This is a genomic window from Enterobacter hormaechei subsp. hoffmannii (assembly GCF_001729745.1).
Lineage (GTDB): Bacteria > Pseudomonadota > Gammaproteobacteria > Enterobacterales > Enterobacteriaceae > Enterobacter > Enterobacter intestinihominis.
Window position 1 is genome coordinate 3,190,485 of the sequence record NZ_CP017186.1, and the last position, 24,854, is coordinate 3,215,338.

22 protein-coding genes are annotated in these 24,854 nt (G+C 56.2%); 15 read left to right on the forward strand and 7 right to left on the reverse strand.

Translation table 11 applies throughout. The features are described from left to right. The first annotated feature begins 23 nt into the window (after positions 1–23). Positions 24–1,487 carry a beta-barrel assembly-enhancing protease gene (bepA, locus tag BFV65_RS14925; RefSeq protein ID WP_069596806.1) on the forward strand — a complete coding sequence of 488 codons (1,464 nt, stop codon included), beginning with the start codon at positions 24–26 and terminating at the stop codon, positions 1,485–1,487. Between the two features lie 13 nt (positions 1,488–1,500). Next, the gene (gene arsC / locus BFV65_RS14930; RefSeq protein ID WP_069596807.1) at positions 1,501–1,857 is read left to right on the forward strand and encodes an arsenate reductase (glutaredoxin); all 357 of its coding nucleotides are present in this window, start codon (positions 1,501–1,503) and stop codon (positions 1,855–1,857) included. On the opposite strand, the gene BFV65_RS14935 is transcribed toward arsC, so the two are convergent. Next, complete coding sequence (locus tag BFV65_RS14935) at positions 1,854–2,678, reverse strand: hypothetical protein (protein ID WP_069596808.1); 825 nt, start codon at positions 2,676–2,678, stop codon at positions 1,854–1,856. The two genes, arsC and BFV65_RS14935, sit on opposite strands and share 4 nt — an antisense overlap. Positions 2,679–2,825: 147 nt before the next feature. On the opposite strand from BFV65_RS14935, the gene celB reads away from it, so the two are divergent. Genes celB through BFV65_RS14950 form a run of 3 tightly spaced genes read left to right on the forward strand, consistent with a single transcriptional unit; the run spans position 2,826 to position 6,523 of the window. After that, positions 2,826–4,145 (forward strand): PTS cellobiose transporter subunit IIC, encoded by a 1,320-nt coding sequence (celB, locus tag BFV65_RS14940; RefSeq protein WP_023300675.1) that lies wholly within the window; start codon positions 2,826–2,828, stop codon positions 4,143–4,145. Between the two features lie 3 nt (positions 4,146–4,148). Further along, positions 4,149–5,105 carry a glycosylasparaginase gene (locus BFV65_RS14945; protein ID WP_022648976.1) on the forward strand — a complete coding sequence of 319 codons (957 nt, stop codon included), beginning with the start codon at positions 4,149–4,151 and terminating at the stop codon, positions 5,103–5,105. Continuing rightward, positions 5,105–6,523, forward strand: a complete 1,419-nt coding sequence (locus tag BFV65_RS14950) for a leucyl aminopeptidase family protein (protein WP_069596809.1) — start codon at positions 5,105–5,107, stop codon at positions 6,521–6,523. The genes BFV65_RS14945 and BFV65_RS14950 overlap by 1 nt, the downstream gene beginning before the upstream one ends. Positions 6,524–6,599: 76 nt before the next feature. Here BFV65_RS14950 and BFV65_RS14955 read toward each other — a convergent pair whose 3' ends face one another. From BFV65_RS14955 to BFV65_RS14970, 4 genes are all read right to left on the reverse strand, one after another. Continuing rightward, positions 6,600–7,301 (reverse strand): DnaA inactivator Hda, encoded by a 702-nt coding sequence (locus tag BFV65_RS14955; RefSeq protein ID WP_211482948.1) that lies wholly within the window; start codon positions 7,299–7,301, stop codon positions 6,600–6,602. A gap of 97 nt (positions 7,302–7,398) precedes the next feature. Beyond that, entirely contained in the window at positions 7,399–8,688 is a 1,290-nt protein-coding gene (gene uraA / locus BFV65_RS14960; protein ID WP_022648978.1) for a uracil permease, read from the reverse strand. Between the two features lie 82 nt (positions 8,689–8,770). Further along, positions 8,771–9,397 (reverse strand): uracil phosphoribosyltransferase, encoded by a 627-nt coding sequence (gene upp / locus BFV65_RS14965; RefSeq protein ID WP_022648979.1) that lies wholly within the window; start codon positions 9,395–9,397, stop codon positions 8,771–8,773. A 217-nt stretch (positions 9,398–9,614) separates the two neighbouring features. Then, entirely contained in the window at positions 9,615–11,045 is a 1,431-nt protein-coding gene (locus BFV65_RS14970; protein ID WP_023306686.1) for a 6-phospho-beta-glucosidase, read from the reverse strand. A gap of 266 nt (positions 11,046–11,311) precedes the next feature. On the opposite strand from BFV65_RS14970, the gene purM reads away from it, so the two are divergent. The 4 genes from purM to ppx all read left to right on the forward strand — a co-directional run bounded on the left by purM (position 11,312) and on the right by ppx (position 16,794). Then, the gene (purM, locus tag BFV65_RS14975) at positions 11,312–12,349 is read left to right on the forward strand and encodes a phosphoribosylformylglycinamidine cyclo-ligase (protein WP_032623797.1); all 1,038 of its coding nucleotides are present in this window, start codon (positions 11,312–11,314) and stop codon (positions 12,347–12,349) included. Next, on the forward strand, positions 12,346–12,987 hold the full coding sequence (gene purN / locus BFV65_RS14980) for a phosphoribosylglycinamide formyltransferase (RefSeq protein ID WP_023300681.1): 642 nt from the start codon (positions 12,346–12,348) through the stop codon (positions 12,985–12,987). The genes purM and purN overlap by 4 nt, the downstream gene beginning before the upstream one ends. A 204-nt stretch (positions 12,988–13,191) precedes the next feature. Then, a complete protein-coding gene (ppk1, locus tag BFV65_RS14985; RefSeq protein WP_006811494.1) occupies positions 13,192–15,252 on the forward strand; it encodes a polyphosphate kinase 1 in 2,061 nt (686 codons plus the stop codon). Between the two features lie 3 nt (positions 15,253–15,255). Next, complete coding sequence (gene ppx / locus BFV65_RS14990) at positions 15,256–16,794, forward strand: exopolyphosphatase (RefSeq protein WP_003860570.1); 1,539 nt, start codon at positions 15,256–15,258, stop codon at positions 16,792–16,794. Here the strand turns inward: ppx and BFV65_RS14995 are convergent. After that, positions 16,742–19,039: an EAL domain-containing protein gene (locus BFV65_RS14995; protein WP_051979833.1), complete on the reverse strand. Its 2,298-nt coding sequence runs from the start codon at positions 19,037–19,039 to the stop codon at positions 16,742–16,744. The two genes, ppx and BFV65_RS14995, sit on opposite strands and share 53 nt — an antisense overlap. A gap of 368 nt (positions 19,040–19,407) precedes the next feature. On the opposite strand from BFV65_RS14995, the gene BFV65_RS15000 reads away from it, so the two are divergent. From BFV65_RS15000 to BFV65_RS15010, 3 genes are all read left to right on the forward strand, one after another. Continuing rightward, positions 19,408–19,578, forward strand: coding sequence for a YfgG family protein (locus BFV65_RS15000; protein WP_017383512.1), 171 nt, complete (start codon positions 19,408–19,410; stop codon positions 19,576–19,578). A 156-nt stretch (positions 19,579–19,734) separates the two neighbouring features. Beyond that, entirely contained in the window at positions 19,735–20,202 is a 468-nt protein-coding gene (locus tag BFV65_RS15005) for a DUF6130 family protein (RefSeq protein ID WP_003860582.1), read from the forward strand. 10 nt (positions 20,203–20,212) lie between these two features. Beyond that, complete coding sequence (locus BFV65_RS15010; RefSeq protein WP_069596810.1) at positions 20,213–20,959, forward strand: alpha/beta fold hydrolase; 747 nt, start codon at positions 20,213–20,215, stop codon at positions 20,957–20,959. Between the two features lie 130 nt (positions 20,960–21,089). Here the strand turns inward: BFV65_RS15010 and BFV65_RS15015 are convergent, their stop codons facing one another. Next, positions 21,090–21,926 (reverse strand): MipA/OmpV family protein, encoded by an 837-nt coding sequence (locus tag BFV65_RS15015; protein WP_058676992.1) that lies wholly within the window; start codon positions 21,924–21,926, stop codon positions 21,090–21,092. A gap of 205 nt (positions 21,927–22,131) precedes the next feature. Here BFV65_RS15015 and BFV65_RS15020 point away from each other — a divergent pair, with 205 nt between their 5' ends. The 3 genes from BFV65_RS15020 to BFV65_RS15030 all read left to right on the forward strand — a co-directional run bounded on the left by BFV65_RS15020 (position 22,132) and on the right by BFV65_RS15030 (position 24,844). Continuing rightward, entirely contained in the window at positions 22,132–22,809 is a 678-nt protein-coding gene (locus BFV65_RS15020; protein WP_038416495.1) for a response regulator, read from the forward strand. After that, positions 22,809–24,197 (forward strand): sensor histidine kinase, encoded by a 1,389-nt coding sequence (locus BFV65_RS15025; protein WP_069596811.1) that lies wholly within the window; start codon positions 22,809–22,811, stop codon positions 24,195–24,197. The genes BFV65_RS15020 and BFV65_RS15025 overlap by 1 nt, the downstream gene beginning before the upstream one ends. A gap of 167 nt (positions 24,198–24,364) precedes the next feature. Then, positions 24,365–24,844 carry an efflux pump transcriptional repressor OqxR gene (locus tag BFV65_RS15030; RefSeq protein WP_003860591.1) on the forward strand — a complete coding sequence of 160 codons (480 nt, stop codon included), beginning with the start codon at positions 24,365–24,367 and terminating at the stop codon, positions 24,842–24,844. Positions 24,845–24,854: the final 10 nt, after the last annotated feature.

Genomic DNA, 24,854 nt, shown 5'->3' on the forward strand with positions numbered 1-24,854 from the left:
ATCCAACATACAGGACAGTGGTTATGTTCAGGCAGTTGAGAAAAACACTGGTTGCGACACTGATTGCCGCCGTGACGGTGGGTCAGGTGTTGTCCGCTTTCGCTGACTCGTCCGATTCATTGCCGGACATGGGCACCACGGCAGGAAGCACGCTCTCCATCGGGCAGGAGATGCAGATGGGTGATTATTACGTACGCCAGCTGCGCGGCAGTGCTCCGCTGATTAACGACCCTTTGCTGGTGCAGTACATCAACGGTCTGGGGATGCGACTGGTGGCGCACGCAGACTCGGTAAAAACGCCCTTCCACTTCTATTTAATCAATAACGACGAAATCAACGCCTTCGCCTTCTTTGGCGGGAACGTGGTGCTGCATTCGGCGTTGTTCCGTTATTCCGATAACGAAAGCCAGCTGGCGTCCGTCATGGCGCACGAAATTTCGCACGTCACCCAGCGCCATCTGGCGCGTGCGATGGAAGATCAGAAGCGTAACGCCCCCCTGACCTGGGTGGGCGCGCTGGGCTCTATTCTGCTGGCGATGGCCAGCCCGCAGGCCGGAATGGCGGCGCTTACCGGGACGCTGGCGGGAACGCGTCAGGGGATGATCAGCTTTACCCAGCAGAACGAGCAGGAAGCAGACCGCATCGGCATTCAGGTTTTACAGCGTTCCGGCTTTGACCCGCAGGCCATGCCGAGCTTCCTGGAAAAACTGCTCGACCAGGCACGCTACTCGTCGCGCCCGCCTGAAATTCTGTTGACCCACCCGTTGCCGGAAAGCCGTCTCTCGGATGCGCGTAACCGTGCTAACCAGATGCGTCCGGTCGTCGTGCAGTCCTCGCAGGATTTCTACATGGCCAAAGTGAGAACGCTTGGCATGTACAACTCCGGACGTAATCAGCTCACCAGCGATCTGCTGGACGCGCTGGCGAAAGGCAACGTGCGCGAGAAGAACGCCGCGCAGTATGGTCAGGCACTCCAGGCGATGGAAGCAAGCAAGTACGATGAAGCGCGTAAAGCGCTACAGCCGCTGCTGGCGTCGGCGCCTGACAATCCGTGGTATCTCGACCTCGCAACCGATATCGATTTAGGACAGAAAAAAGCGACCGATGCGATCAACCGTCTGAAAGGGGCGAAAGACATTCGCAACAATCCGGTATTGCAGCTAAACCTGGCGAACGCCTACTTACAGGGCGGCCAGCCCGGCGAGGCGGTGACCATTCTGAACCGCTATACCTTTAACAATAAAGATGACCAGAACGGCTGGGAGCTGCTCGCCCAGGCCCAGGGGCAACTGGGTAATCGCGATCAGGAGCTGGCCGCGCGCGCGGAAGGTCTGGCGCTGGCGGGGCGCCTCGATCAGGCCATTTCCCTGCTAAGCAGCGCCAGCTCACAGGTGAAGCTCGGCAGCCTGCAACAGGCCCGCTACGATGCGCGAATCGACCAGCTGCGTGGCCTGCAACAACGTTTTAAGCCGTACGAGAAGATGTAATAAAGGAGAAGTCATGACAGACGCGGTAAAAATTTACCATAACCCTCGCTGCTCCAAGAGCCGCGAGACTCTGAATCTGCTGAAGTCTAACGACATCGATCCGGAAGTGGTGTTGTATCTGGAGACGCCCCCGGACGCGCAGACGATCCGCCAGCTGCTGAAGATGCTGAACATGGGCAGCGCACGCGAGCTGATGCGTCAGAAAGAAGATCTGTATAAATCGCTCAATCTGAACGATACCAGTCTCACTGAAGATCGGCTGATTCAGGCGATGGTCGACAATCCTAAGCTGATTGAGCGCCCGATTGTCGTAGCGAACGGCAAGGCGTGTATCGGCCGTCCACCGGAAGACGTACTCGGGATCGTCTAATCGTTACGCCGCAGCGCTTCCAGAAACGCCTGCGGCGTACTCTCCCCCAGCTTTTTCTGCGCTTTTCCCCGGTTGAAAAATTCACACAGCTGGATCAACAGCTCTCCCGCCGGTTCACTATTCACGCGCGGAATGATCTCACGTAACGGCACGGCGACCTGAAGGGCAAGATAATACTGTGAATGCACTTTTACGGTGACGTTATGCTCCGGCAAGTTCACTGCCAGCCCAAAAGTCTCAATAGATTGAATATCAGCCGGACAGGCAGACAGCACCTCGTTCGTCCAGCGGGTCAGCAACTGCGGCGAGACACCGGCATAAAGCCGGGCGTAGCACCAGCCGCTGACGGGTTCACGCGCCCAGAGCAGGTGTTGCTCCCCACCGTCGTCCATATGCAGCGATAGCGGCTGATGATGCAGAAGTAGCTTCTGCGGCATGATACCGGCCTTCAGTGCCTTTTTGCCCTGCAACGGCGCCCCCTTTTGTCTTACCGAAGCCGGTTTGAGGTAGCGGTTCAGGGTCGCGCGGGAAACGGCGATCCCGAGTCCGTCATTCACCAGCAGCAGCAGTTCATCCAGCGGTGCCCCAGTGATATCCCGCAGGGCATTTATCAGTGCCGCCTGCTCTTGTCTCAATGCTTTGTGTATCACTTTTGGCGTTGTGTGGTTATCCGAAACCTGGTCGCGGTTGCGCCAGCGCCTGACGGTGGTGACCGAGATCCCCAGTTCAACAGCTAGCTCTCTGTCGCTTTTATCTGACTGCTGAAGATAGCGACGGATACGCGGTGTGGTGGTGGCGTTAGCATGCAGTTTGATTTCCATCGCGTCCCTCTCCGCAACTAATCTCATGAGATTTATAGTAGAGCAGCGAATGCTTTGTGACCGATTTCACCTTTCGCTCGCCGCGCTTCACTGATAATCCACAGACATAACATAAACAACACCTCTCAATCTTGTACGGAGTTCACAATGAACAATGTTCTGGGATTTCTTGAAGCAAAACTGATGCCGCTGGCGGCGAAAACGGCCCAGCAGCGTCATCTTGGGGCCATTCGTGGGGCCTACGTTTCATTCATGCCGTTTATCATCGTCGGCTCCATCCTGCTGGTGATCTCCTCCTTCCCGAATCAGGCCTATCAGCAGTTTATGTCTCAGGCCTTTGGTGAGAGCTGGAGTGCGATTATAGAGATTCCATTCAACGCGGTATTCTCAACCATGTCGCTGTTTATCAGCTTCCTGGTGGCCTACCGCCTGGCTGAGCACTATGGCGAGGACCGCATCTCCTGCGGCATCCTGGCGCTGGTCGCCTTCCTGATCCTGACGCCCTTTATCAAAGTGGCGGAAAACGGCGGCATTACCGTGATGCCGGTGGAGTGGATTGGCAGCAAAGGGTTGTTTGTGGCGATGATCGGTTCCCTGCTGTGGACGGAACTGTTCTGCTGGCTGAAGCGCAAAAAGCTGGTCATTAAAATGCCGGACGGCGTACCACCGGCGGTGCAGGAGTCGTTCGCGGCGCTGATCCCGGCCCTGCTGGTGATGATTCTGGTGCTTATTATCCGCATCATCTTCGAAAACACCCACTACCACACCATCCACCAGTTTATTTATGAAGTGGTTGCCACCCCGGTGCGCCACTACGGTACCTCTTATTTCGGTGCGCTGATGACCGTATTCAGTATCACCATTCTGTGGTCAGTGGGCATTAACTCCGGTTCGATGATCAACGGCATTATTCGCCCGCTGTGGATGGAAAACCAGACCGACAACATCGCCGCAATCCAGGCGGGAACGACGCCGCCGCACATCATCACCGAACAGTTTTTTGACATGATCTGGATGGGCGGCGCGGGCGCCACGCTGTCGCTGGTGATAGCGATGCTGATTTTCGCCCGCAGCAAAAACATGCGTGAGGTGGCGCGCCTCGGCGCAGGAGCCTCGGTATTTAACATCAACGAACCGATCCTGTTTGGCCTGCCGGTGATCATGAACCCGATCATGCTCATCCCGTTTAATCTGGTGCCGCTGGTGCTGGTCACCGTGCAGTATGCGGCGATGAAAATTGGCGCGGTCGCCGTCACCACCGGGGTGTTTATTCCCTGGACCCTGCCGCCGGTTATCAGCGGCTTTATCGTCACCGGGCACCTGAGCGGCAGCGTGATGCAGCTGATCAACCTGCTAATTGGCGCCATGCTGTACCTGCCTTTTATGCGTATCCTGGATAAACAGTACCGCGCCGCGGAGCTGACTATTGCTACACAACCCGACACCACCCTTGCAAAACAGGAGTAAAGCATGTGGGGAATTATCGCAACCTGGCGAATGGCACTTGAAGGGGTAACGGAATCCGCGTCTGCCCTGGCGGCGGGAAAACCGGTCGCTTCGGCGGTGGTTGATGCCGTCGCTGCCGTGGAAGACTTTCCGCTGTATAAATCCGTCGGCTACGGTGGCCTGCCGACCGAGAACGGCGAGGTGGAGCTGGACGCGGCCTATATGGACGGCGACACGCTGGCGTTCGGCGCCGTGGGCAATCTGGTGGATATCGCCAACCCGGTGCGCGTGGCGCACGCGCTCAGTCGCCAGCGCTACAATAGCCTGCTAGTCGGCCAGGGCGCGCGGGAATGGGCGCTGAGCCAGGGCTTTGCCGACAAAACCATGCTCACTGACCGCGCCATGCAGCACTACCGCAAGCGCTGCCGCGAAACGCTGGATAAGGGGTTAAGCCCCTACGACGGACATGACACCGTCGGCATCATTGGCCTTGATAAACAGGGTTCGATGAGCGTCGCCACCTCCACCAGTGGCCTGTTTATGAAAAAACGCGGTCGCCTCGGTGACTCACCCATCATCGGCTCCGGCTTTTACTGCGACAGCGAAACAGGCGCGGCCACCGCCACAGGCGTCGGTGAAGACCTGATGAAGGGCTGTACCAGCTACGAAATCGTTCGCCGGATGGCGCAAGGGATGACGCCGCAGCAGGCGGCGGATTCAGTCGTATTCGAACTGGAAGACAAGCTGATGTCGCGCTTCGGTCGCGCGGGCGATCTCTCCGTGGTGTGCATGAACAACCAGGGCGAATTTGGCGCCGCGACTAACATAAAAACCTTCTCGTTCGTGGTGGCGACGGCTCGCCAGCCCCTCACCGTTTTTCGTACTGAACGCCTGCGGGAGAAAACGCACTATCACGCGGTAGATGAGGAGTGGATGCAGGCCTATGCCGCACGGATCCGCGCGCCGATTGAGGAATCATGATGATCACTTACCAGTTTATCAACGCGCTTTCAGACGCGAAGCCGAACAGCCATTTGATTGCGCGCGCTGACAGTTCCCTGTTACCGGATAGCGCTCTTATCGCTGAAATGCGCCAGCAGAGCACCGTCGCGGACGCGCGCTTTGGCTGCGCGCCGTTTGCGCGCATTACTCTGTTGCCGGACACGATCTGGCATGACGCCCTGACCGAAGGGTTGCTCACCGCCCTGCGACCGCTGCTTACCGCCCCCGCCAGCGCCGAACTCGTGCTGGACGTGACGGATATCGACGATGTGGTGCTGGCGCAGGTGCTGCGTTTTCTCTTTAATCAGGCGCACAGGCTCAGTGACCTGAAGCTGAAGAAGACGGACGAAGCGGTGCGTCTTACCTGCATCACTGCCCTCTGCCTGCCGGAACAGCAGGCGAAGCTGGAGACGACCTTCCGCCAGCAGCAGGCCATTGCGCTCGGCATGATCGCGGCGCGACGTCTGGCGGATATGCCGTCCGACCGCTGCACGCCGCAGTTTGTGGTGGAAGAGGCGCAAAAACTGTGTGCCGCCAGCCCTGCCCTGCGCTGCGAGGTGCTGAACGAAAAAGATATTGCTGAGCAGGGTCTTGGACTGCTGCACGCCGTTGGCAAAGGGGCGACCTGCCCGCCGCGTCTGCTGGCTATTCATTATGATGGTGCCAACGACGGCCCGATGCGCTGCTACGTGGGAAAAGGCATTACCTTTGACACCGGCGGCCTGTGGCTGAAGGAAGGCGCGGGCATGTACACCATGAAATATGACATGTGCGGCGCGGCCAACGTACTGGGGCTGATGCTGACCGTTGCGGAGCTGAAATTACCCGTGCGCATCATAGGCGTGCTGGCGCTGGCGGAAAACGCCATCGGCCCCGACGCCATGCAGCCCGGCACGGTGGCAACAGCCTGTAACGGCACCACCGTTGAAATCAATAATACCGATGCCGAGGGCCGGCTGGTGCTGGCTGACGCCATTGCCTGGGCCAGCCAGCGGTACCCGCAGGCCCGCTACATCATTGATATGGCGACTTTGACGGGCGCAGTGGTGAAAGCGCTGGGGTATGAGCTGAGCGGGCTGATGACCCAGGATGAACCGCTGCGCGCCGCGTTGACGCAGGCAGGAAAACGGAGCGGTGACGAGGTGTGGTCTCTGCCGCTGGACGCACGGCTGAAAAAGCAGACCGACAGCGCGATTGCCGATCTGTGCAACACACCGACTAACAATGCAGCGATAAGCGCCTCGGCGGCGTGGCTGCTGCATCACTTCTGTCCGCCGGCGATCCCATGGGCACATCTGGATATCAGCGGGACGGCGCTGTGGCGTGAGAACGGCAGAAGCATGGCGTCGGGAAGACCGATTCCGCTGCTGGTTGAGCACCTGATGGGGGATCTTTAGCCCGGTGGCGCTGCGCTTACCGGGCCTACGGGTGCCAAATGTAGGCCGGGTAAGGCGCTGCCGCCACCCGGCATAACTACAGCTTAAGAATATCTTTCACAAACGGAATGGTCAGCTTGCGCTGGGCGGTGATGGAGGCGCGATCGAGCTGATCGAGCGTATCAAAGAGCGTGCGCATCTCCCGATCCAGACGCTTAAGCAGGAAGCGCCCTACGTCTTCCGGCAGTTCAAATCCGCGCAGTCTGGCGCGCAACTGAAGTGCCTGGAGTTTGTCTTCATCCGACAGCGGTTGCAGCTTGTAGATTTGCCCCCAGTCCAGACGAGACGCCAGATCCGGCAGCCCCAGGTTGAGCTGACGCGGCGGACGATCGCCGGTGATCAGCAGCCGGGTTTTGCCCGACTCCAGAATGCGGTTGTAGAGGTTAAAGATCGCCATTTCCCACGGCTCGTCTCCCGCCACGCATTCAATATTATCGATGCAGACCAGGGAGAGATGTTCCATGCCCTCCAGCACTTCAGGCACAAACCAGGTGCGTTTATCCAGCGGCACATAGCCTACCGCGTCACCGCGCGCCGAAAGTTCCGCACAGGCGGCATGCAGCAGGTGGCTGCGTCCCGCGCCTTCGCGTGACCAGATATAGATATATCCGCTGTGTTCCTGGCGCAGCACGTTTTGCAGTGCAGCCAGTAAAGAGGGGTTATCACCCGGCCAGAAACTCGCGAAAGTTTCGTCGTCAGGGAGATAAAGTGGCAGAGAGAGCTGTGCCGGTCCGTTCAGAAATACCTCAACCAGAGATCTTACATAAAATCGGAATGGAGTTTAACACGGAACCAGCAAGGAGAGAACCGGGCGGATCGTCCGCCCGGTTAAAGGATCAATGTGGTGCTTTTTCGCTATCGTCAGCGTCCAGGATTTCTTCTTCCGGACGAATGACCGAGATCAGCTTGAAAATCAGGCTCAGGCCCACGCCGACGATGGTCGCCAGCGCCATCCCCTTCAGCTCTGCCGCGCCGATGTGCACCTTCGCGCCGCTCACGCCGATGATCAGGATAACGGAGGTCAGGATCAGGTTCTGCGCCTTGCTGTAATCCACTTTGGATTCAATCAGCACGCGAATACCGGACGCACCGATCACCCCGTACAGCAGCAGGGAAACGCCGCCCATCACCGGAACCGGGATAATCTGGATCGCCGCCGCCAGTTTGCCGACGCAGGAGAGCAGAATAGCGATGATCGCCGCGCCGCCGATAACCCAGGTGCTGTAGACGCGGGTGATCGCCATTACGCCGATGTTCTCCCCGTAAGTCGTGTTAGGCGTGGAGCCGAAGAAACCGGAGATGATGGTGGAGAAACCGTTGGCAAACATGGAGCGATGCAGGCCCGGGTCGCGGATCAGGTCACGCTTCACGATGTTCGCCGTCACCACCAGGTGGCCAACGTGCTCAGCAATCACCACCAGTGCAGCAGGCAGAATGGTGAAGATAGCAAACCATTCGAAGCGTGGGGTGTAGAAGGTCGGCAGCGCGAACCAGTGTGCCTCGGCAATCGGTGTGGTATCCACAACGCCCATCACGAAGGAGAGCGCGTAACCCGCCAGCACGCCGATCAGGATCGGGATAATCGCCATAAAGCCGCGGAACAGGACGGAACCGAAAACCGTCACGCCCAGCGTCACCAGCGAAATAATAATGGTTTTAGAATCCGGTGACTGACCGTCCGCAGGCAGCAGCCCAGCCATGTTCGCCGCGACACCCGCCAGTTCCAGGCCGATGACGGCAACGATTGCCCCCATTGCCGCAGGCGGGAACATCACGTCCAGCCAGCCGGTACCCGCTTTCTTCACGATGAAGGAGACCAGGCAGAACAGCACGCCGCACATGATAAAGCCGCCCAGCGCGACCTCGTAACCCAGCGGCAGCAACAGCAGTACCGGGGAGATAAACGCGAAGCTCGACCCGAGATAGGCAGGGATTTTGCCTTTACAGATGAAGAGGTAAAGCAGCGTACCGATGCCGTTAAACAGCAGCACGGTAGCCGGGTTAATGTGAAACAGGATTGGCACCAGCACGGTTGCGCCAAACATGGCGAACAGGTGCTGCAAACTAAGCGGGATTGTCTGTAAAAGCGGCGGTCTTTCACTCACCCCGATAGCACGGCGCGTCATAGTGTTTTCCTCTGAGTGTCATTGTTGGTTTTTATTCAAAAAAAAGCCGACTATCAAAGTCGGCTTCTTTATCGTTATTCGATTATTTAGTCCCAAAAATCTTATCGCCGGCATCGCCGAGCCCCGGGATGATGTACCCGTGCTCGTTCAGTCCCTGGTCGACAGACGCGGTATAGAGTTCAACGTCCGGGTGCGCTTTTTCCAGCGCCGCGATACCTTCCGGCGCCGCGACCAGTACCAGCACTTTGATGCTGCTGCAGCCTGCTTGTTTCAGCAGGTCAATGGTGGCGATCATCGAACCACCGGTCGCCAGCATCGGGTCAACTACCAGCGCCATACGCTCATCAATGTTAGAGACCAGCTTCTGGAAGTATGGGACCGGCTCAAGCGTCTCTTCGTTACGGTAGATACCTACCACGCTGATACGCGCACTTGGGACGTGCTCCAGCACGCCTTCCATCATGCCCAGACCCGCACGCAGGATTGGCACCACGGTAATTTTTTTACCTTTGATCTGCTCAACCTGTACCGGGCCGTTCCAGCCTTCGATGGTCACTTTTTCCGTTTCCAGATCAGAGGTCGCTTCGTAGGTCAGCAGGCTACCCACTTCAGAAGCCAGTTCGCGAAAACGCTTCGTGCTGATGTCATGCTCACGCATCAGGCCCAACTTGTGTTTAACGAGTGGGTGTTTCACTTCCACAATCTTCATTCTCTTTCTCCTCTGAGGTGGCATCCGCAAAAAAATCGCGGGATTATACCGCTTTTTTCGGATTGCGCCATACCCATGTTGCTTGATGTACATCAATCAAAAACAAAAAAGCCGGAGGCTGGGCTCCGGTTTGGGTGCGGGGTCTTGCCCGGTGGCGCTGCGCTTACGCGGGCCTACGTGTAGTGTAGGTCGGGTAAGTATAAGCGCCACCCGACAATTACAGGTTATCGCCGTTGCTCGCAATCACCTGCTTATACCAGTCGAACGATTTCTTCTTGCTGCGGTTCAGCGTGCCGTTACCTTCGTTATCTTTATCGACAAAGATAAAGCCGTAGCGTTTCTTCATCTCGCCAGTGCCGGCAGAGACCAGGTCGATACAGCCCCAAGGGGTATAGCCCATCAGATCCACGCCGTCTTCCACCACCGCTTTTTTCATCTCGCGGATGTGGGCGGAAAGGTAGTCGATGCGGTACTGGTCGTTCACCGTGCCGTCGCTCTCCAGCACGTCGATCGCGCCAAAGCCGTTTTCCACAATAAACAGCGGCAGCTGATAGTGATCCCAGAACCAGTTCAGAGAGTAGCGCAGCCCGACAGGATCGATCTGCCAGCCCCAGTCCGATTTCTGCACGTACGGGTTAGAAACCAGGCTCTTGCTCTCGTCATAATCCAGCGTCGGATTATCCGCCGTCGCTTTGGTGGCGAACGACATGTAGTAGCTGAACCCGATGTAATCCACACAGCCTTGCGTCAGCGCCACTTTATCTTCTTCGGTGATATCCAGCGCGAAGCCGCGACGTTCAAAGTAGTTGAGCAGATGCTGCGGATACTTGCCGCGCACGTGAACGTCGGTGAACCAGTAGCGGCGATGCATGGCGTTCATCGCCATCATCATGTCGTCCGGGGCACAGGTCAGCGGATAGATGGGGCACATGGCAATCATGCAGCCGATGTGCAGTGATGGGTTGATCTTGCGCCCCGCTTTCACCGCCAGGGCGCTGGCCACCAGCTCATAGTGCGCCGCCTGGAACATCACCGGCTCGCGATCTTCTCCCGGGGCATATTTCAGCCCGGAGTTGGTAAACGGCGCAAAGTCTTCGTGAAAGTTGGCCTGGTTATTGATCTCGTTAAAGGTCATCCAGTACTTCACTTTATGCTGATAGCGCTCAAAAACGACCTTCGCGAAGCGGACAAAGAAGTCGATCAGCTTACGGTTACGCCAGCCGCCGTATTCCGTTACGAGGTGGAAAGGCATCTCGAAGTGGGAAAGCGTGATCACCGGCTCGATGCCGTGCTTCAGGCACTCGTCGAAAAGATCGTCATAGAATTTGAGTCCCGCTTCGTTCGGCTCCAGCTCGTCGCCTTTCGGGAAGATACGCGTCCAGGCAATGGAGGTGCGGAAGCATTTGAACCCCATCTCGGCAAAGAGTTTGATGTCTTCTTTATAGCGGTGGTAAAAGTCGATGGCTTCGTGGTTTGGGTAATTTTTCCCCTCCAGCACGCCGTTGGTGATTTCACGCGGTACCCCGTGGGCACCTGCCGTCATGACATCGGCAACGCTCACGCCCTTGCCGCCCTCTTTCCAGCCGCCTTCAAGTTGGTGCGCCGCAACGGCCCCACCCCACAGAAAACCTGCTTTAAATCCTGACATTCGCTTTCCCTCATTCTGCGTTATTTTCTGCAAAAACAGTTACAGAAACCGGTTTCATTTTGATGATGTGCAAAGGGGATATCCGTTGCAAGCAGATCGCCGAAACCGGTTTCATTTTCGTGAACAGAGTCAAGTTTGTTGCCCTGGACAGTCCGCACAGAAAAAAAGATCCTCGCGCCGAGAATAGGCTCGCAAACGTTTGCCTGGACTGTTAGAATTGCGCCGATTTTTCTTACTAGCTATGCAATCGCGTGGGGATTTAAGCCGTGACCAACAAAACTTCTCTCAGCTACAAAGATGCCGGTGTTGATATTGACGCAGGTAATGCGCTGGTTGACCGAATCAAAGGTGTGGTGAAAAAAACCCGCCGCCCGGAAGTGATGGGTGGCCTGGGTGGATTCGGCGCACTGTGCGCGCTGCCGCAAAAATATCGTGAACCTGTGCTGGTCTCGGGTACGGATGGTGTCGGTACAAAACTGCGCCTGGCGATGGATCTTAAGCGTCACGATACGATTGGTATTGATCTGGTGGCGATGTGCGTCAACGACCTGGTGGTACAGGGCGCTGAGCCGCTGTTCTTCCTGGATTACTACGCGACCGGCAAGCTGGATGTGGATACCGCAGCCAGCGTCATTAACGGTATCGCCGAAGGCTGTCTGCAATCCGGCTGTGCGCTGGTCGGCGGTGAAACCGCTGAAATGCCCGGCATGTATCACGGTGAAGATTATGACGTCGCAGGCTTCTGCGTCGGCGTGGTAGAAAAATCAGAAATTATCGACGGCAGCAAAGTGGCTGACGGCGATGTGCTGGTTGCGCTGGCCTCCAGCGGTCCGCACTCCAACGGCTACTCTCTGGTGCGTAAGATCCTCGAAGTGAGCGGTTGCGACCCGCTGACCACCGAGCTGGACGGCAAACCGCTGGCCGATCACCTGCTGGCCCCGACCCGCATCTACGTGAAAAACGTGCTGGAGCTGATTGAGAACGTTGACGTGCACGCCATCGCTCACCTTACCGGCGGCGGCTTCTGGGAAAACATTCCGCGCGTGCTGCCGGACAATACCCAGGCGGTGATCGACGCCTCCTCATGGCAGTGGCCGCCCGTCTTCAACTGGCTGCAATCCGCAGGCAACGTGAGCGAGCATGAAATGTACCGCACCTTTAACTGCGGCGTGGGCATGGTTATCGCCCTGCCCGCCAGCGAAGCGGATAAAGCGGTTAAGCTGCTGACAGAAAAAGGTGAAAACGCGTGGAAAATCGGTACGATTAAAGCTTCCGATTCCGAACAGCGTGTGGTCATTGAATGAAAAACATCGTGGTGCTCATTTCCGGCAACGGAAGCAATTTGCAGGCAATTATAGACGCCTGCAAACAGAAGAAAATCAATGGCACCATTCGGGCAGTATTCAGCAACAAGGCCGATGCGTTCGGCCTTGAGCGCGCACGGGAAGCGAACATTCCTGCGCACGCGCTGGAAGCCAGCCAGTTCGCCGGGCGTGAAGCCTTTGACCGTGAGCTGGTGCAGGAGATTGACGCCTACGCGCCTGACGTGGTGGTGCTGGCGGGCTACATGCGTATCCTGAGCCCGGCCTTCGTCGCGCATTACAACGGACGTTTGCTGAATATTCACCCTTCTCTTCTGCCGAAATATCCTGGCCTGCATACCCATCGTCAGGTGCTGGAGAACGGCGATGAGGAGCATGGTACCTCCGTGCATTTCGTTACCGACGAGCTGGACGGCGGTCCGGTCATTTTGCAGGCAAAAGTACCGGTCTTTGACGGTGACAACGAAGACGACGTGACGGAACGTGTACAGGCTCAGGAACACGCCATTTATCCGCTGGTGGTAAGCTGGTTTGTTGACGGCCGTCTTGAGATGCGCGACGGTGCCGCCTGGCTGGACGGCGTGAAGTTGCCCCCGCAGGGTCATGCGGCTGAAGAGTAGTTTGTTCTGTCGGGTGGCGCTGCGCTTACCCGACCTACATTTTGCATTACCCGATATTCCCTTCTCCAACCCCCTAAAATCCCCAACAAAAAAAATAACTGTCATACTTTTCTGGCACTGTTGGACATATCGTGGAAATGCTCGCCATAATAAGGACGAGACGGATTTACCACGTCCTGTGATTGAACTGGAGTGTGAGCTGTAATGGGTCAGGAAAAGTTATATATCGAGAAAGAGCTAAGCTGGTTAGCATTCAACGAACGTGTACTTCAGGAAGCGGCCGATAAAAGCAACCCGCTGATTGAGCGTATGCGTTTTTTAGGCATCTATTCCAACAATCTGGATGAGTTCTACAAGGTTCGCTTCGCCGAACTGAAACGCCGAATCATCATCAGCGAAGAACAGGGCTTGAACTCCCACTCGCGGCATCTGCTTGGAAAAATCCAGTCTCGCGTCATGAAAGCCGATCAGGAATTTGATGGCCTCTATAACGAGCTGCTGCTGGAAATGGCACGCAACCAAATCTTCCTGATCAACGAACGCCAGCTCTCCGCGAATCAGCAAAACTGGCTGCGCCACTATTTCAAACACTATCTGCGCCAGCATATCACCCCGATTCTGATCAACCGTGAAACCGATCTGGTGCAGTTCCTGAAAGATGATTACACCTATCTGGCGGTAGAAATCATTCGTGGTGAGACCATTAACTACGCGCTGCTGGAAATACCGTCTGATAAAGTCCCACGCTTTGTAAATCTGCCGCCGGAAACCCCGCGCCGACGTAAGCCGATGATCCTGCTGGATAACATTCTGCGCTACTGTCTGGACGATATCTTCAAAGGCTTCTTCGATTACGACGCGCTCAACGCCTACTCGATGAAGATGACCCGTGATGCCGAGTACGATCTGGTGCATGAGATGGAGGCCAGCCTGATGGAGCTGATGTCTTCCAGCCTCAAGCAGCGCCTGACGGCAGAGCCGGTGCGTTTTGTCTATCAGCGCGATATGCCGGACGCGATGGTGGAGATGCTGCGCGATAAGCTGACCATCTCCCGCTACGACTCCATAATCCCCGGTGGGCGTTACCACAACTTTAAAGATTTCATTGGCTTCCCGAACGTCGGCAAAGCCAATCTGGTAAACAAACCGCTGCCGCGCCTGCGCCATATCTGGTTCGATAAATTCCGCAACGGGTTCGATGCCATCCGCGAGCGGGATGTGCTGCTCTACTATCCGTATCACACCTTTGAACACGTGCTGGAATTGCTGCGTCAGGCCTCGTTCGATCCGAACGTGCTGGCGATTAAAATCAACATTTATCGCGTGGCGAAAGATTCCCGCATCATCGATGCGATGATCCACGCGGCGCACAACGGCAAGAAAGTGACCGTGGTGGTTGAGCTCCAGGCTCGCTTCGACGAAGAGGCCAACATCCACTGGGCACGCCGACTGACGGAAGCGGGCGTGCACGTCATCTTCTCCGCGCCGGGGCTGAAAATTCACGCCAAGTTGTTCCTGATCTCCCGTAAAGAGGGCGACGACGTGGTGCGCTACGCCCATATCGGTACCGGGAACTTTAACGAGAAAACCGCGCGTATTTACACCGACTATTCGCTGCTGACTGCCGATGCCCGCATCACCAACGAAGTGCGTCGGGTGTTCAACTTCATTGAGAACCCGTACCGCCCGGTGAGCTTCGATTATCTGCTGGTGTCGCCGCAGAACTCACGGCGCCTGCTGTACGATATGATCGACAAAGAGATTGCCAATGCGCAGAACGGCTTGTCGTCCGGCATCACGCTGAAGCTCAACAATCTGGTGGACAAAGGCCTGGTGGATCGCCTGTATGCGGCCTCCAGCTCCGGCGTTCCGGTAAATCTGCTCATTCGCGGCATGTGCTCGCTCATTCCGGAACTGGAAGGCATCAGCGACAACATCCGCGTGATCAGCATTGTGGATCGCTATCTTGAACACGATCGCGTCTATATTTTCGATAACGCCGGTGATAAGCGCGTATACCTCTCGTCCGCCGACTGGATGACGCGTAACATTGATTACCGTATTGAAGTGGCGGCACCGCTGCTGGATCCTCGCCTGAAGCAGCGTATCCTAGACATTATCGAGATCCTGTTCAGCGATACGGTGAAAGCACGTTATATCGACAAAGAACTCAGTAATCGCTATGTACCGCGCGGCAATCGCCGTAAAGTGCGGTCGCAGCTGGCGATTTACGATTACATCAAATCACTTGAGCAACCCGATTAACCTATGCCAATAAACGATAATACCCCACGCCCGCAGGAGTTCGCTGCGGTCGATCTTGGCTCAAACAGTTTCCATATGGTCATCGCCCGCGAGGTGGATGGCGCGATGCAGATCATCGGTCGTCTGAAGCAGCGCGTGCATCTGGCCGATGGGCTCGACGCGCGTAACATGCTGAGCGAAGAGGCAATGGAGCGCGGGCTTAACTGCCTGTCGCTGTTCGCAGAACGTCTGCAAGGCTTTTCGCCGTCCAGCGTCTGCATCGTCGGGACGCATACGCTACGCCAGGCGCTGAACGCGCCGGAATTTCTTAAGCGCGCGGAAAAGGTTATCCCCTACCCGATTGAGATCATCTCTGGTAACGAAGAAGCGCGCCTGATTTTTATGGGCGTGGAGCATACGCAGCCGGAAAAAGGCCGCAAGCTGGTGATTGATATCGGCGGAGGCTCAACCGAACTGGTGATTGGCGAAGATTTCGAGCCGCGTCTGGTTGAAAGCCGCCGTATGGGCTGCGTCAGCTTCGCGCAAATGTATTTTCCGGGCGGCGTCATCACCCGCGAAAACTTCCAGCGCGCGCGCATGGCCGCCGTGCAAAAACTGGAAAATCTGGCCTGGCAGTATCGTATTCAGGGCTGGAACGTGGCGCTGGGCGCATCGGGGTCGATTAAAGCGGCCCATGAAGTGCTGCTGGCGATGGGTGAAAAGGACGGGTTTATTACGCCTGAGCGCCTGGTGAAACTCACCGAAGAGGTGCTTAAGCACAAGAGCTTCGACGCCCTGAGTCTGCCGGGCTTGTCCGACGAGCGTAAAGCGGTGTTCGTACCGGGGCTGGCGATCCTCTGCGGCGTGTTTGACGCGCTGGCGATCAAAGAGCTGCGCCTCTCTGACGGCGCCCTGCGCGAAGGTGTGCTGTATGAGATGGAAGGCCGTTTCCGTCATCAGGATATTCGCAGCCGCACCGCGCAGAGCCTTGCCAACCAGTACAATATCGACCGCGAACAGGCGAAACGGGTGCTGGAAACCACGGTTCAGATGTACGAGCAGTGGGAGGAGCAGAATCCAAAGCTGGCGCATCCGCAGCTGGCCGCGCTGTTAAAATGGGCCGCGATGCTGCATGAGGTGGGGCTGAACATTAACCACAGCGGAATGCATCGCCATTCAGCCTATATTCTGCAAAATAGCGATCTGCCTGGCTTCAACCAGGAGCAGCAAACCATGATGGCGACGCTGGTGCGCTATCACCGCAAAGCCATCAAGCTCGACGATCTGCCGCGCTTTACGCTATTTAAGAAAAAGCAGTTCCTGCCACTCATTCAGCTTCTGCGCCTGGGCGTGCTGCTCAATAATCAGCGACAGGCGACCACCACGCCGCCGACGTTGAAGCTTAAAACGGATGACTATCACTGGACGCTGAGCTTCCCGCACGACTGGTTTAGCCAGAACGCGCTGGTGCTGCTGGATCTGGAAAAAGAGCAGCAGTACTGGGAAGCGGTCACCGGCTGGCTGTTGAAGATTGAAGAAGAGAGTTCTGAGGCGGCAGCGTAACGGCTAAGGCGCTCTCCTGAGAAGGCTGTGTTTCGAGCAACGTATCAAGCTCAACTGGCAATCCAATCAAGTAGCCCTGCACATAATCGATACCTAGCGCGTGCACCGCGCTACGTATCTCTTCTGTTTCCACACATTCCGCCACCACCAGCATTTTCTTCATCCGGGCCAGATGGCAAATGGATGCCACGATCTGGTAATCCAGGCTGTTGCTGACAATATTGCGAATAAAGCCGCCGTCGATTTTGAGAATGTCGGCGTCCACGCTTTTTAACCGCGCATAGCTGGCGTAGCCGGTGCCAAAATCATCAATGGCGATCCGTATTCCCATTTTTTGCAATTGCCTGAGGGTGGATGCCGCCAGATCCGCATGACCAAAGGCGCTACTTTCGGTCACTTCAAAGATCAGCTGCCATGCTTCAACGGCATATCTGGCTAACAGGCGGCTCACTTCAAGCGGGAACTGCGCCCGGTAGACGGTAGAAGGTGCGAGGTTGATGGCAAAGCGCTGGCCCGGCAAACGCTGGCGGTGCTGTGCCAGGAAACTCAACGTACGCTCCAGTACCCATAAATCGACACGCGACGATAAACCAAACTCCTGTGCTATGGGCAGGAACTGCTCGGGAAAGATCAGCGCCCCGTTATCATCACGCATTCGCAGCAGCACTTCGTGGTAATGATCGCCGCGCAGGCCGCGAACGGGCTGAACTAACAGGCTAAAAGCGTTCTGCTCCAGCGCTGTCTGCAAACGGCTCATCATCGCCACCTTATCTTTCAGGCTACGCTGCAAGTGAACAGCCCCGCGCTGCTGAAGATTTTCCGGGTGATTCGTTGAGAGGGAGAGGTCAGCCACGATGCCCAGTTCCCCCAGCACCAGATAGAGGTGATTGACGGGTGAGCGTACATAGCAGTAGCTCACGCCAACCTGAGGCTGCACCGGCATACCATCCCAGATAAAAACAAACTGCTTAATATGCTCGTCCAGCGTCTCAATGCGCTGTTGATGCGACTCCGCCTCCAGACGCACCGCCATGTCATATCCGGTGAGGTGATAGACTTGCTCTTTTGGCTGAAGGGTGCCATTTATCCATTGCGCCAGCTGCTGTTTATACTGGATCCGTAGCAGTACGCCGTAATTGCGTCCCAGTACCTCCAGCTCGGGCACGCGCAGTAAACAGAGCGCTGACCACGGATGACTGGCCAGCTCGCGCGACAGCGCCCGCAGGTTGGGCATATGCACCACCGGATCGAGAAAAGCCTGACTGCGGGAGCGAATATTGATGGTCCGCTGGCGTGTCGCCAGCATCGACATGTACGTCACAACGAAGGAAAAGACCAGATAGCTGGATGAGGTGATCGCCAGCTGAATGCCATAACCCCCCTGCACCGGAATGTAGTGATAAAAAAAGTGAATCGATACCAGCAGGACCGGCGTCCAGATGATTGACATCAGCTTGTAGCCAAAGCGCATCGCCCCCCAGAGCATCACGGGCATCAGCAGTGACAACGTGTAGTTGGTGCTGAAAATGGAACTGTTTTCATTCATGGGCAGCAGCAGCATAGCCAGCAACCCTCCCAGAGCTAAAAACCACACCACAAACTCAACGGCCGTCACCTTTTTGTCTATTTGCGTGCGGAGCTGGGACATCAGTCCCTTGAAATAGCGCGGATGACGTATCAGGCGGATCAGCAGGTAGCTTAGCGGCACACCCGTCAGCCCGCTCACCAGCAGCCCCTGATAGTTAATAAGGGTCCGAATATTGAGGGGATTCAATCCTGCAAGGCTCTGGCGGCTCTCATAGACCCCGAGATAAACCGCAAACTGAAATAGCACCAGAAAAAGCGTTGCCGGGCAAAACACCTGCCAGAAGATACGTTGCCCCATCAGGCGTATGTCACCGTAAGCGGTCATATTGCGTCGGGGCGCAAACACGCGGTAACCGCCCCAGCTGAGCACCAGGGGGACGATAAAATGTAGAATGCCGGTCACGGTTTCAAACAGCCCAACGGACGGGTAATAACGTAAAAACAGCGACACCACCACTCCGGGAAGGGCTTCCAGGCCAAAGAACAACATCAGCGTCAGCAGAAAGGAGAGCGGGAGATAATAGAGCGCAACGATACCGTCGCCCAGCTGCGTTAAGGTATTAGCCACACTAAGCACCGGGAGTAACACGACGGGTAATATAAGAGGAAGTGCCCACCAGCGGTCTTTATTTTGCTTCAGGATGTGGTGAATATTCATAGATGCTCGTTTACAACCCTTGCGCTCCAGAGGGTAAATGAAGACAGGCATCCAACCTGACGTACACGATGCCCGGAAAATTCCTGGCAAGCACAGTGGAGGTGGGATTTTAAATATCAACGACGAGATGCTGTTGACCTAAATCAAATTAATTTATCTGAATAAACATTTCTTACATTTTATTTGAATATTTTTCCTGTAATTATCAATGCGATAAATAAAAGCGTTGTTTTTAATAACATAAATTAATGTAAGCATTGACGGTATTTTACATTTCGCTGAATTGACCCCGACTTGCGGCTGTGCATTAATAGCCGTATCGCCCAAAAGGGTATACTCAGGAAAAGAAAGTGAGTCAGGCTACGCGTATGCGAAAACGACATCGATTTAACACCCGGATGACCCGCATCATACTGCTCATCAGTTTCCTGTTTTTCTTTGGCCGCTTTGTTTATTCCTCCATTGGCGCCTGGTATCACCATCAGGACAAAATTCAGTCGCAGCAATCAGGTCTTGTAGTGGATTCGCCCGAGCGCTAAAGCGTGTTCGCTCCAGGCAGACAATCTGTATCGCACTGTATCCCGAGCGCTACGCTGACAAACCGGTACAAAACGCCCGCAAAAGCAAACATCCCCGATACATAAAAATGGTCTTCTGTGTCCCTCGCCATAATAAACTGATGAGGAGAGCCACAGATGATTCGTCGATATTTCCTGCTTCCTGTATTTGCGCTGACGTCCTTTGCTGGCGCACTTGCCGCACCGTTGGATGGCCTGAGCGCCGCTGATGTTAATGGCCCGGCCGCCGTAGCGCCGCAGGAAAAACCCCAGCCGCCAGCAAAACTGATCGTCGACCCACCGCTGGCGGGACCGCTGAGTAAAGGTGCGGTCTTTATTCAGTACCGCGTCGAAAACCTGCGCATTGAACCTGTATTTGGACCCGACGCGCTGAAAGTCACTCCGCGTATCGGCCATATTCACGTAGTGGTGGATGACGCGCCCTGGCACTGGGCTGATACCAGCGGCGAGCCGGTGATCCTGGTCGGGCTGCCCGCCGGGAAACACAAGGTAACCATCATCGTTGCCGACCCGACGCATAAGCCCATCGACCATAAAACCGTTGAATTCACCGTGCCGCCACACGCCGCGGTTCACCACTTTTAAGGAGCCTGTTATGAAAGCATTGTCTGTATTAACAGCGGCGCTGCTGGCGGTTTCCACCAGCGCGCTGGCAGAGACGAAAGCCAGCGTGGTGCTGGTGCACGGGGCGTTTGCCGACGGCAGCAGCTGGAATAAGGTGATTACCCGGCTGCAAAAACACCATACCGAGGTCATTGCGGTACAACTTCCGCTCACGTCTCTGAAAGATGATGTCGCCGCCACGCAGCGTGCTATCGCCCGGGCTCATGGCGACGTTGTGCTGGTCGGGCACTCCTGGGGCGGGTCGGTAATCAGCGAAGCGGGCAATAATGCGCGGGTGAAGTCTCTGGTTTACGTTGCCGCTTTTGCGCCGGATTCCGGCCAGTCGACCGCAGATCTGGCAGACAGTTATCCTGCTCCGCCAGGGAGCGCCAGCCTCGCTAAAACGGCAGAGGGGTATTTATATCTGCCGACAAAAGCGGTCAGCGAGAATTTTGCCCCTGACGTGAAGGACGTTGAGCGCAGCGTGATTGCCGCGACGCAGAGCCCCATTAAGGCCAATGCGTTTGGGGAGAAAGTCGCGCATGCCGCCTGGCATGACAAACCGAGCTGGTATGTGGTCAGCAAAAATGACCGGATGATCAATCCTGAGCTTGAGCGCGCAATGGCGAAGAAAATCAACGCCAACACCACGGAGGTTGCGGCAAGCCATGTATCGATGGTCAGCCGGCCGGACGTTGTTACCCGTACGATTGAACAGGCGTTATCGGGTCAACAGTGATAAAAAAAGCCCGCATGATGAACGGTCCGACTTCGGGCCACGCCATCCTACGGGCTTTATGTACTTCCGGCTCCTGTAACGGGGTTATGTGCGGTTTTGTCACAAACGCGCCTTCGCCCTCACTGAACCATCAGAAGCTATACGTCACCTTCAAACTTCCCACAGGAGACGTTTTTCGCTGAACAATGGGGCTATCGCCCGCCTCTCCCGTCAGCTGCGTAACGCCAGCTGCGGCAAGCAGGCTCCAGCGGGAGGTGAGCTTATGGGTCCAGTCCAGGTTCAGCGAATAGGCGTATATGCCCGATCCGGCATCATGTCGGGCAAATCCCGATGCGGCCGACTGGGCGGCGCTGACCCCGTAGTACGTTTGCATGTACTTGCTGGATCCCCAGCTGCCGGTCAGCGCCAGCGTCACCGAGTTTTCAGGAGAGGTGTAGAGCGGGCTGGCAATGCCGAAGTGCACAGCCTCACCGTTGTCTCTTTCCGAAACCGGGACCTCAGCCTGCAGCTGCACGTTAAGCCAGTCAGTTACCCTGTACCCCAGCCCCGGCACAACGACGGCTGAGCCTTTGACGTCACCCATCCCCCGCAGATAGTCGCTGCCGGAGGCGATTGAATCGCTGCTTACGTCGCGATCCTTACGTCCTGCGCGATAGCTCAGCGCAGCGCTGTAATCCAGGTTGCCAACGCGGTTGCCGTAGCCGAGCCCGCGGGTGGTACTGATAAAGAACCCATTTGCCATCGCGTAATCAACCACCTGAGCCGCAGTAACGCGGCTCTTATCCGAACCGGAATAGCGTGGCGCAACATCCACGCCGCCCCCCAGGGTTAACACGTTGTCCTGGCGCTGCCCGGCCGCCAGCGCCGGGGTAGCCAGTAACGCCAGGACGGCCCCCGACAGGATGCTTTTCACGCTGCGACCGATGAGTGAACGGGGGAACCTGTGACGCAGTTTGCAGTTTCTCATTAAAGAAGCCCTTTTGGATTCAGATGGTTACGATTCAAGCGGTGTTAAACGCCAGCGCGCTCATTCTGAATACCCTCCCTAAGGTTCTTATGAGCCGAAAATGAAGAAACGCTGAAGCACGTGCTGGTTCTGTAAAGTTGAATGATTTCCTGATACCGTTTTTTTCTTAAGCTGTTCTTCATCCACTGCTGATACCGTTACCTTTGTGAAAATTCTACTAATTGAAGACGACCTGGATCTCGGCAACGGCGTACGTTTCGCCCTTGCAGATCAAGGATTTGATGTCATATGGGTACGCCGGAAAGAGGATGCGCTGCATCAGCTTGAGCTCTGCGTGCCGGAGCTTATCCTGCTCGACCTGGGGCTGCCCGATGGCGATGGCATGAGCCTGATGACGCGTCTGCGTCAGCAGCTCCGGGGGATCCCCGTCATTATCCTGACGGCGCGAGGCACGCTGCAGGACCGCCTGTGCGGGCTGGACGCGGGCGCGGACGACTATCTGGTCAAACCTTTTGTTCTCGCCGAGCTGCTGGCACGCGTGAGAGCCCTTGCGCGACGCAGTTACGGTTTTGAAAATGAGGCAATAGAAATTCGCGGTTTGTCGCTTCATATTCCGACGCGTCGCGTAACGGTGAGCGCACGCCACGTTGAGCTGACGGCAAGCGAATATGCGCTGCTTGAAACGTTAATGCTGCGCGCCGATCGCGTGCTTACGCGGCGGTATCTGGAAGAGAGGATATTCGGCACGAAAGAAAATCTCAGCAACGCGCTCGACGTGCATATGGGTAACCTGCGGCGAAAAATTGGCGATGGCTTTGTGCGAACGGTGCGGGGCGTAGGGTACGTCATTGATACCGTACCGGTTCAGAAGGCGGCAGGTTGATGCGTAATTTTTGGTACCGCCTCAGGCTCCCTACGCTGGTCAGGCGAATGCTGGTCGCCCAGATGCTGCTGCTTACGTTGCTCTGGTGTTTCTTTTTAACCTTCATTTTGCTGGAGGACCTGCGCAGCCCTCCAATACTCACGGGCAGTGAGACTTACGAAACCCTCTTTTCCCTGGTTGAGAGCATGGAGGATAGGCCGCAGGCGCGTAATGAGGTGCTGGCCGCGTTCAGCAAGGCGCTGCGGGAGGGGTATGGCGGCGGTGAAGATCCGGAACTCGCTATCAACCTGATCGTTCGCAAGCATAATGAGATTATTTTTTCTTCGCGTGGCGCGCCAACGGAGGTGAAAAATAGCCGCCTGGGGGAAATGCAGCGCGTCCGGACCGGAGACCACACCTGGACGAGCCGCACGCTCAAATCTGCGCGCTCCGACGTGAAGGTCACCCTTTTCACCCCGGCCGGCAGCTGGAATTTCTTTATCTACCTGAACTCGCGCGGCTATTACGTCATGCCGCTGCTGGTATGCATCCCTTTTCTTCTGTTTCCCGCGTGGCTGTCAATCCGCATCGCGATGCGCCCCTGGAACAGGGTAGTGAATGAAATTTCATTGCGCACGCCAGACGATCTCTCTCCCTTAAAAGCCGTTCCCAGGCACAGGGAGCTGCGCCAGACGGTGGACGCGATTAATGACTTTCTCGCCAGGGTGCGGGAAAGCGCCGAAAGGGAAAGGGTGTTTATTGCCGATGCCGCGCACGAGCTGCGTACGCCGCTGGCCGCGATGCGAATCAACGTCGAGGCGCTTCAGTCCTCGGTCATCAGCGAAAGCCAGCAGGAGCTGCTTGCAGGCATTGTTCGCAGCAATAGCCGTGCTGCTCGTCTCGTCAATCAGCTTCTGCTGATGAAGCACAGCGAAGCGCACATCGACACGGAAATGGAGCCAGTGCCGCTGACAACGCTTATTCAGGAGCGAATGGCCGCACTGGAGCCGCTGGCATCGGCACGCGGGATTGAGTTTGAATTCTTCGCCGACGATGAAATCCATGTCGCAGGCATTCGGGAACGTCTGGTGTCGCTGATCGACAATTTAATTGAGAATGCCGTGAAGTACAGCCCTGAGGGTGGACGCATTGAGGTACAACTGCAATCGCGTGATAAGTCCGCTCAGCTGCGCGTCTCAGACGCGGGCCCCGGTATCCCGGTTGAACTGCGGGAGCGCGTGTTCGACAGATTTTTCCGCGATCCTAATCAGACCCAAAGCGGGAGTGGACTGGGGCTTGCCATCGTCAAAGCCGTTACGCAGCAACACAACGGCAGGGTCAATCTGAGTACGTCAGCCGAAGGTGGTCTTATGGTGACCGTTGATTTCCCGAATCCGGCGTTCGCATGAACGTAAACTCGGCGCTACACGTCCTGACATGTGTCAGCGCAGCGTTACTTCACGTATGCCGCAGATTGCTTCAATAAAATTACCGTATTTGTTATATTGTTACTTACTGATTATTCACCTCTGCGGTGCCAAAAAGAACAAGATTCACCGCAACCCAGGACAGAAAAATGTTAGATTACCGCTTCCCGACAGCTTTGCAGATGGTTCTCAGCGTAGCGATGGCGGAGCAATCGGGTGAACGTTCGACGAGTGCAATCCTGGCTTACGGCCTGGAAGCGAATCCGAGCTTTATCCGCAAATTAATGGTTCCTCTCGCCCGGGACGGCATTATCGTCTCCACGCTTGGCCGCAACGGCTCTATTCACCTTGGCCGCCCGGCTGAAGAGATCACCCTGCGTGATATCTACCTTTCCGTCACTGAAGATAAAAAGCTGTGGGCGTCCCGTCCTGACGTCCCGGCCCGCTGTGTGGTCAGCGCCAACGCCTGCTGGTACTTCAAATCAATCGCTGATGAAGCGGAGCAGGCTTCGTTAGCGGTTTTAGCGCGCCATACCGTCGCCAGCGCGCTGGAAGAGGTGAAAAAAGCCGATACCAGCGGGTGCGATCCGGTGCCGGAACTCTGTACGCAGCATAAAAAAGCGCCTTAATCCTGACGGA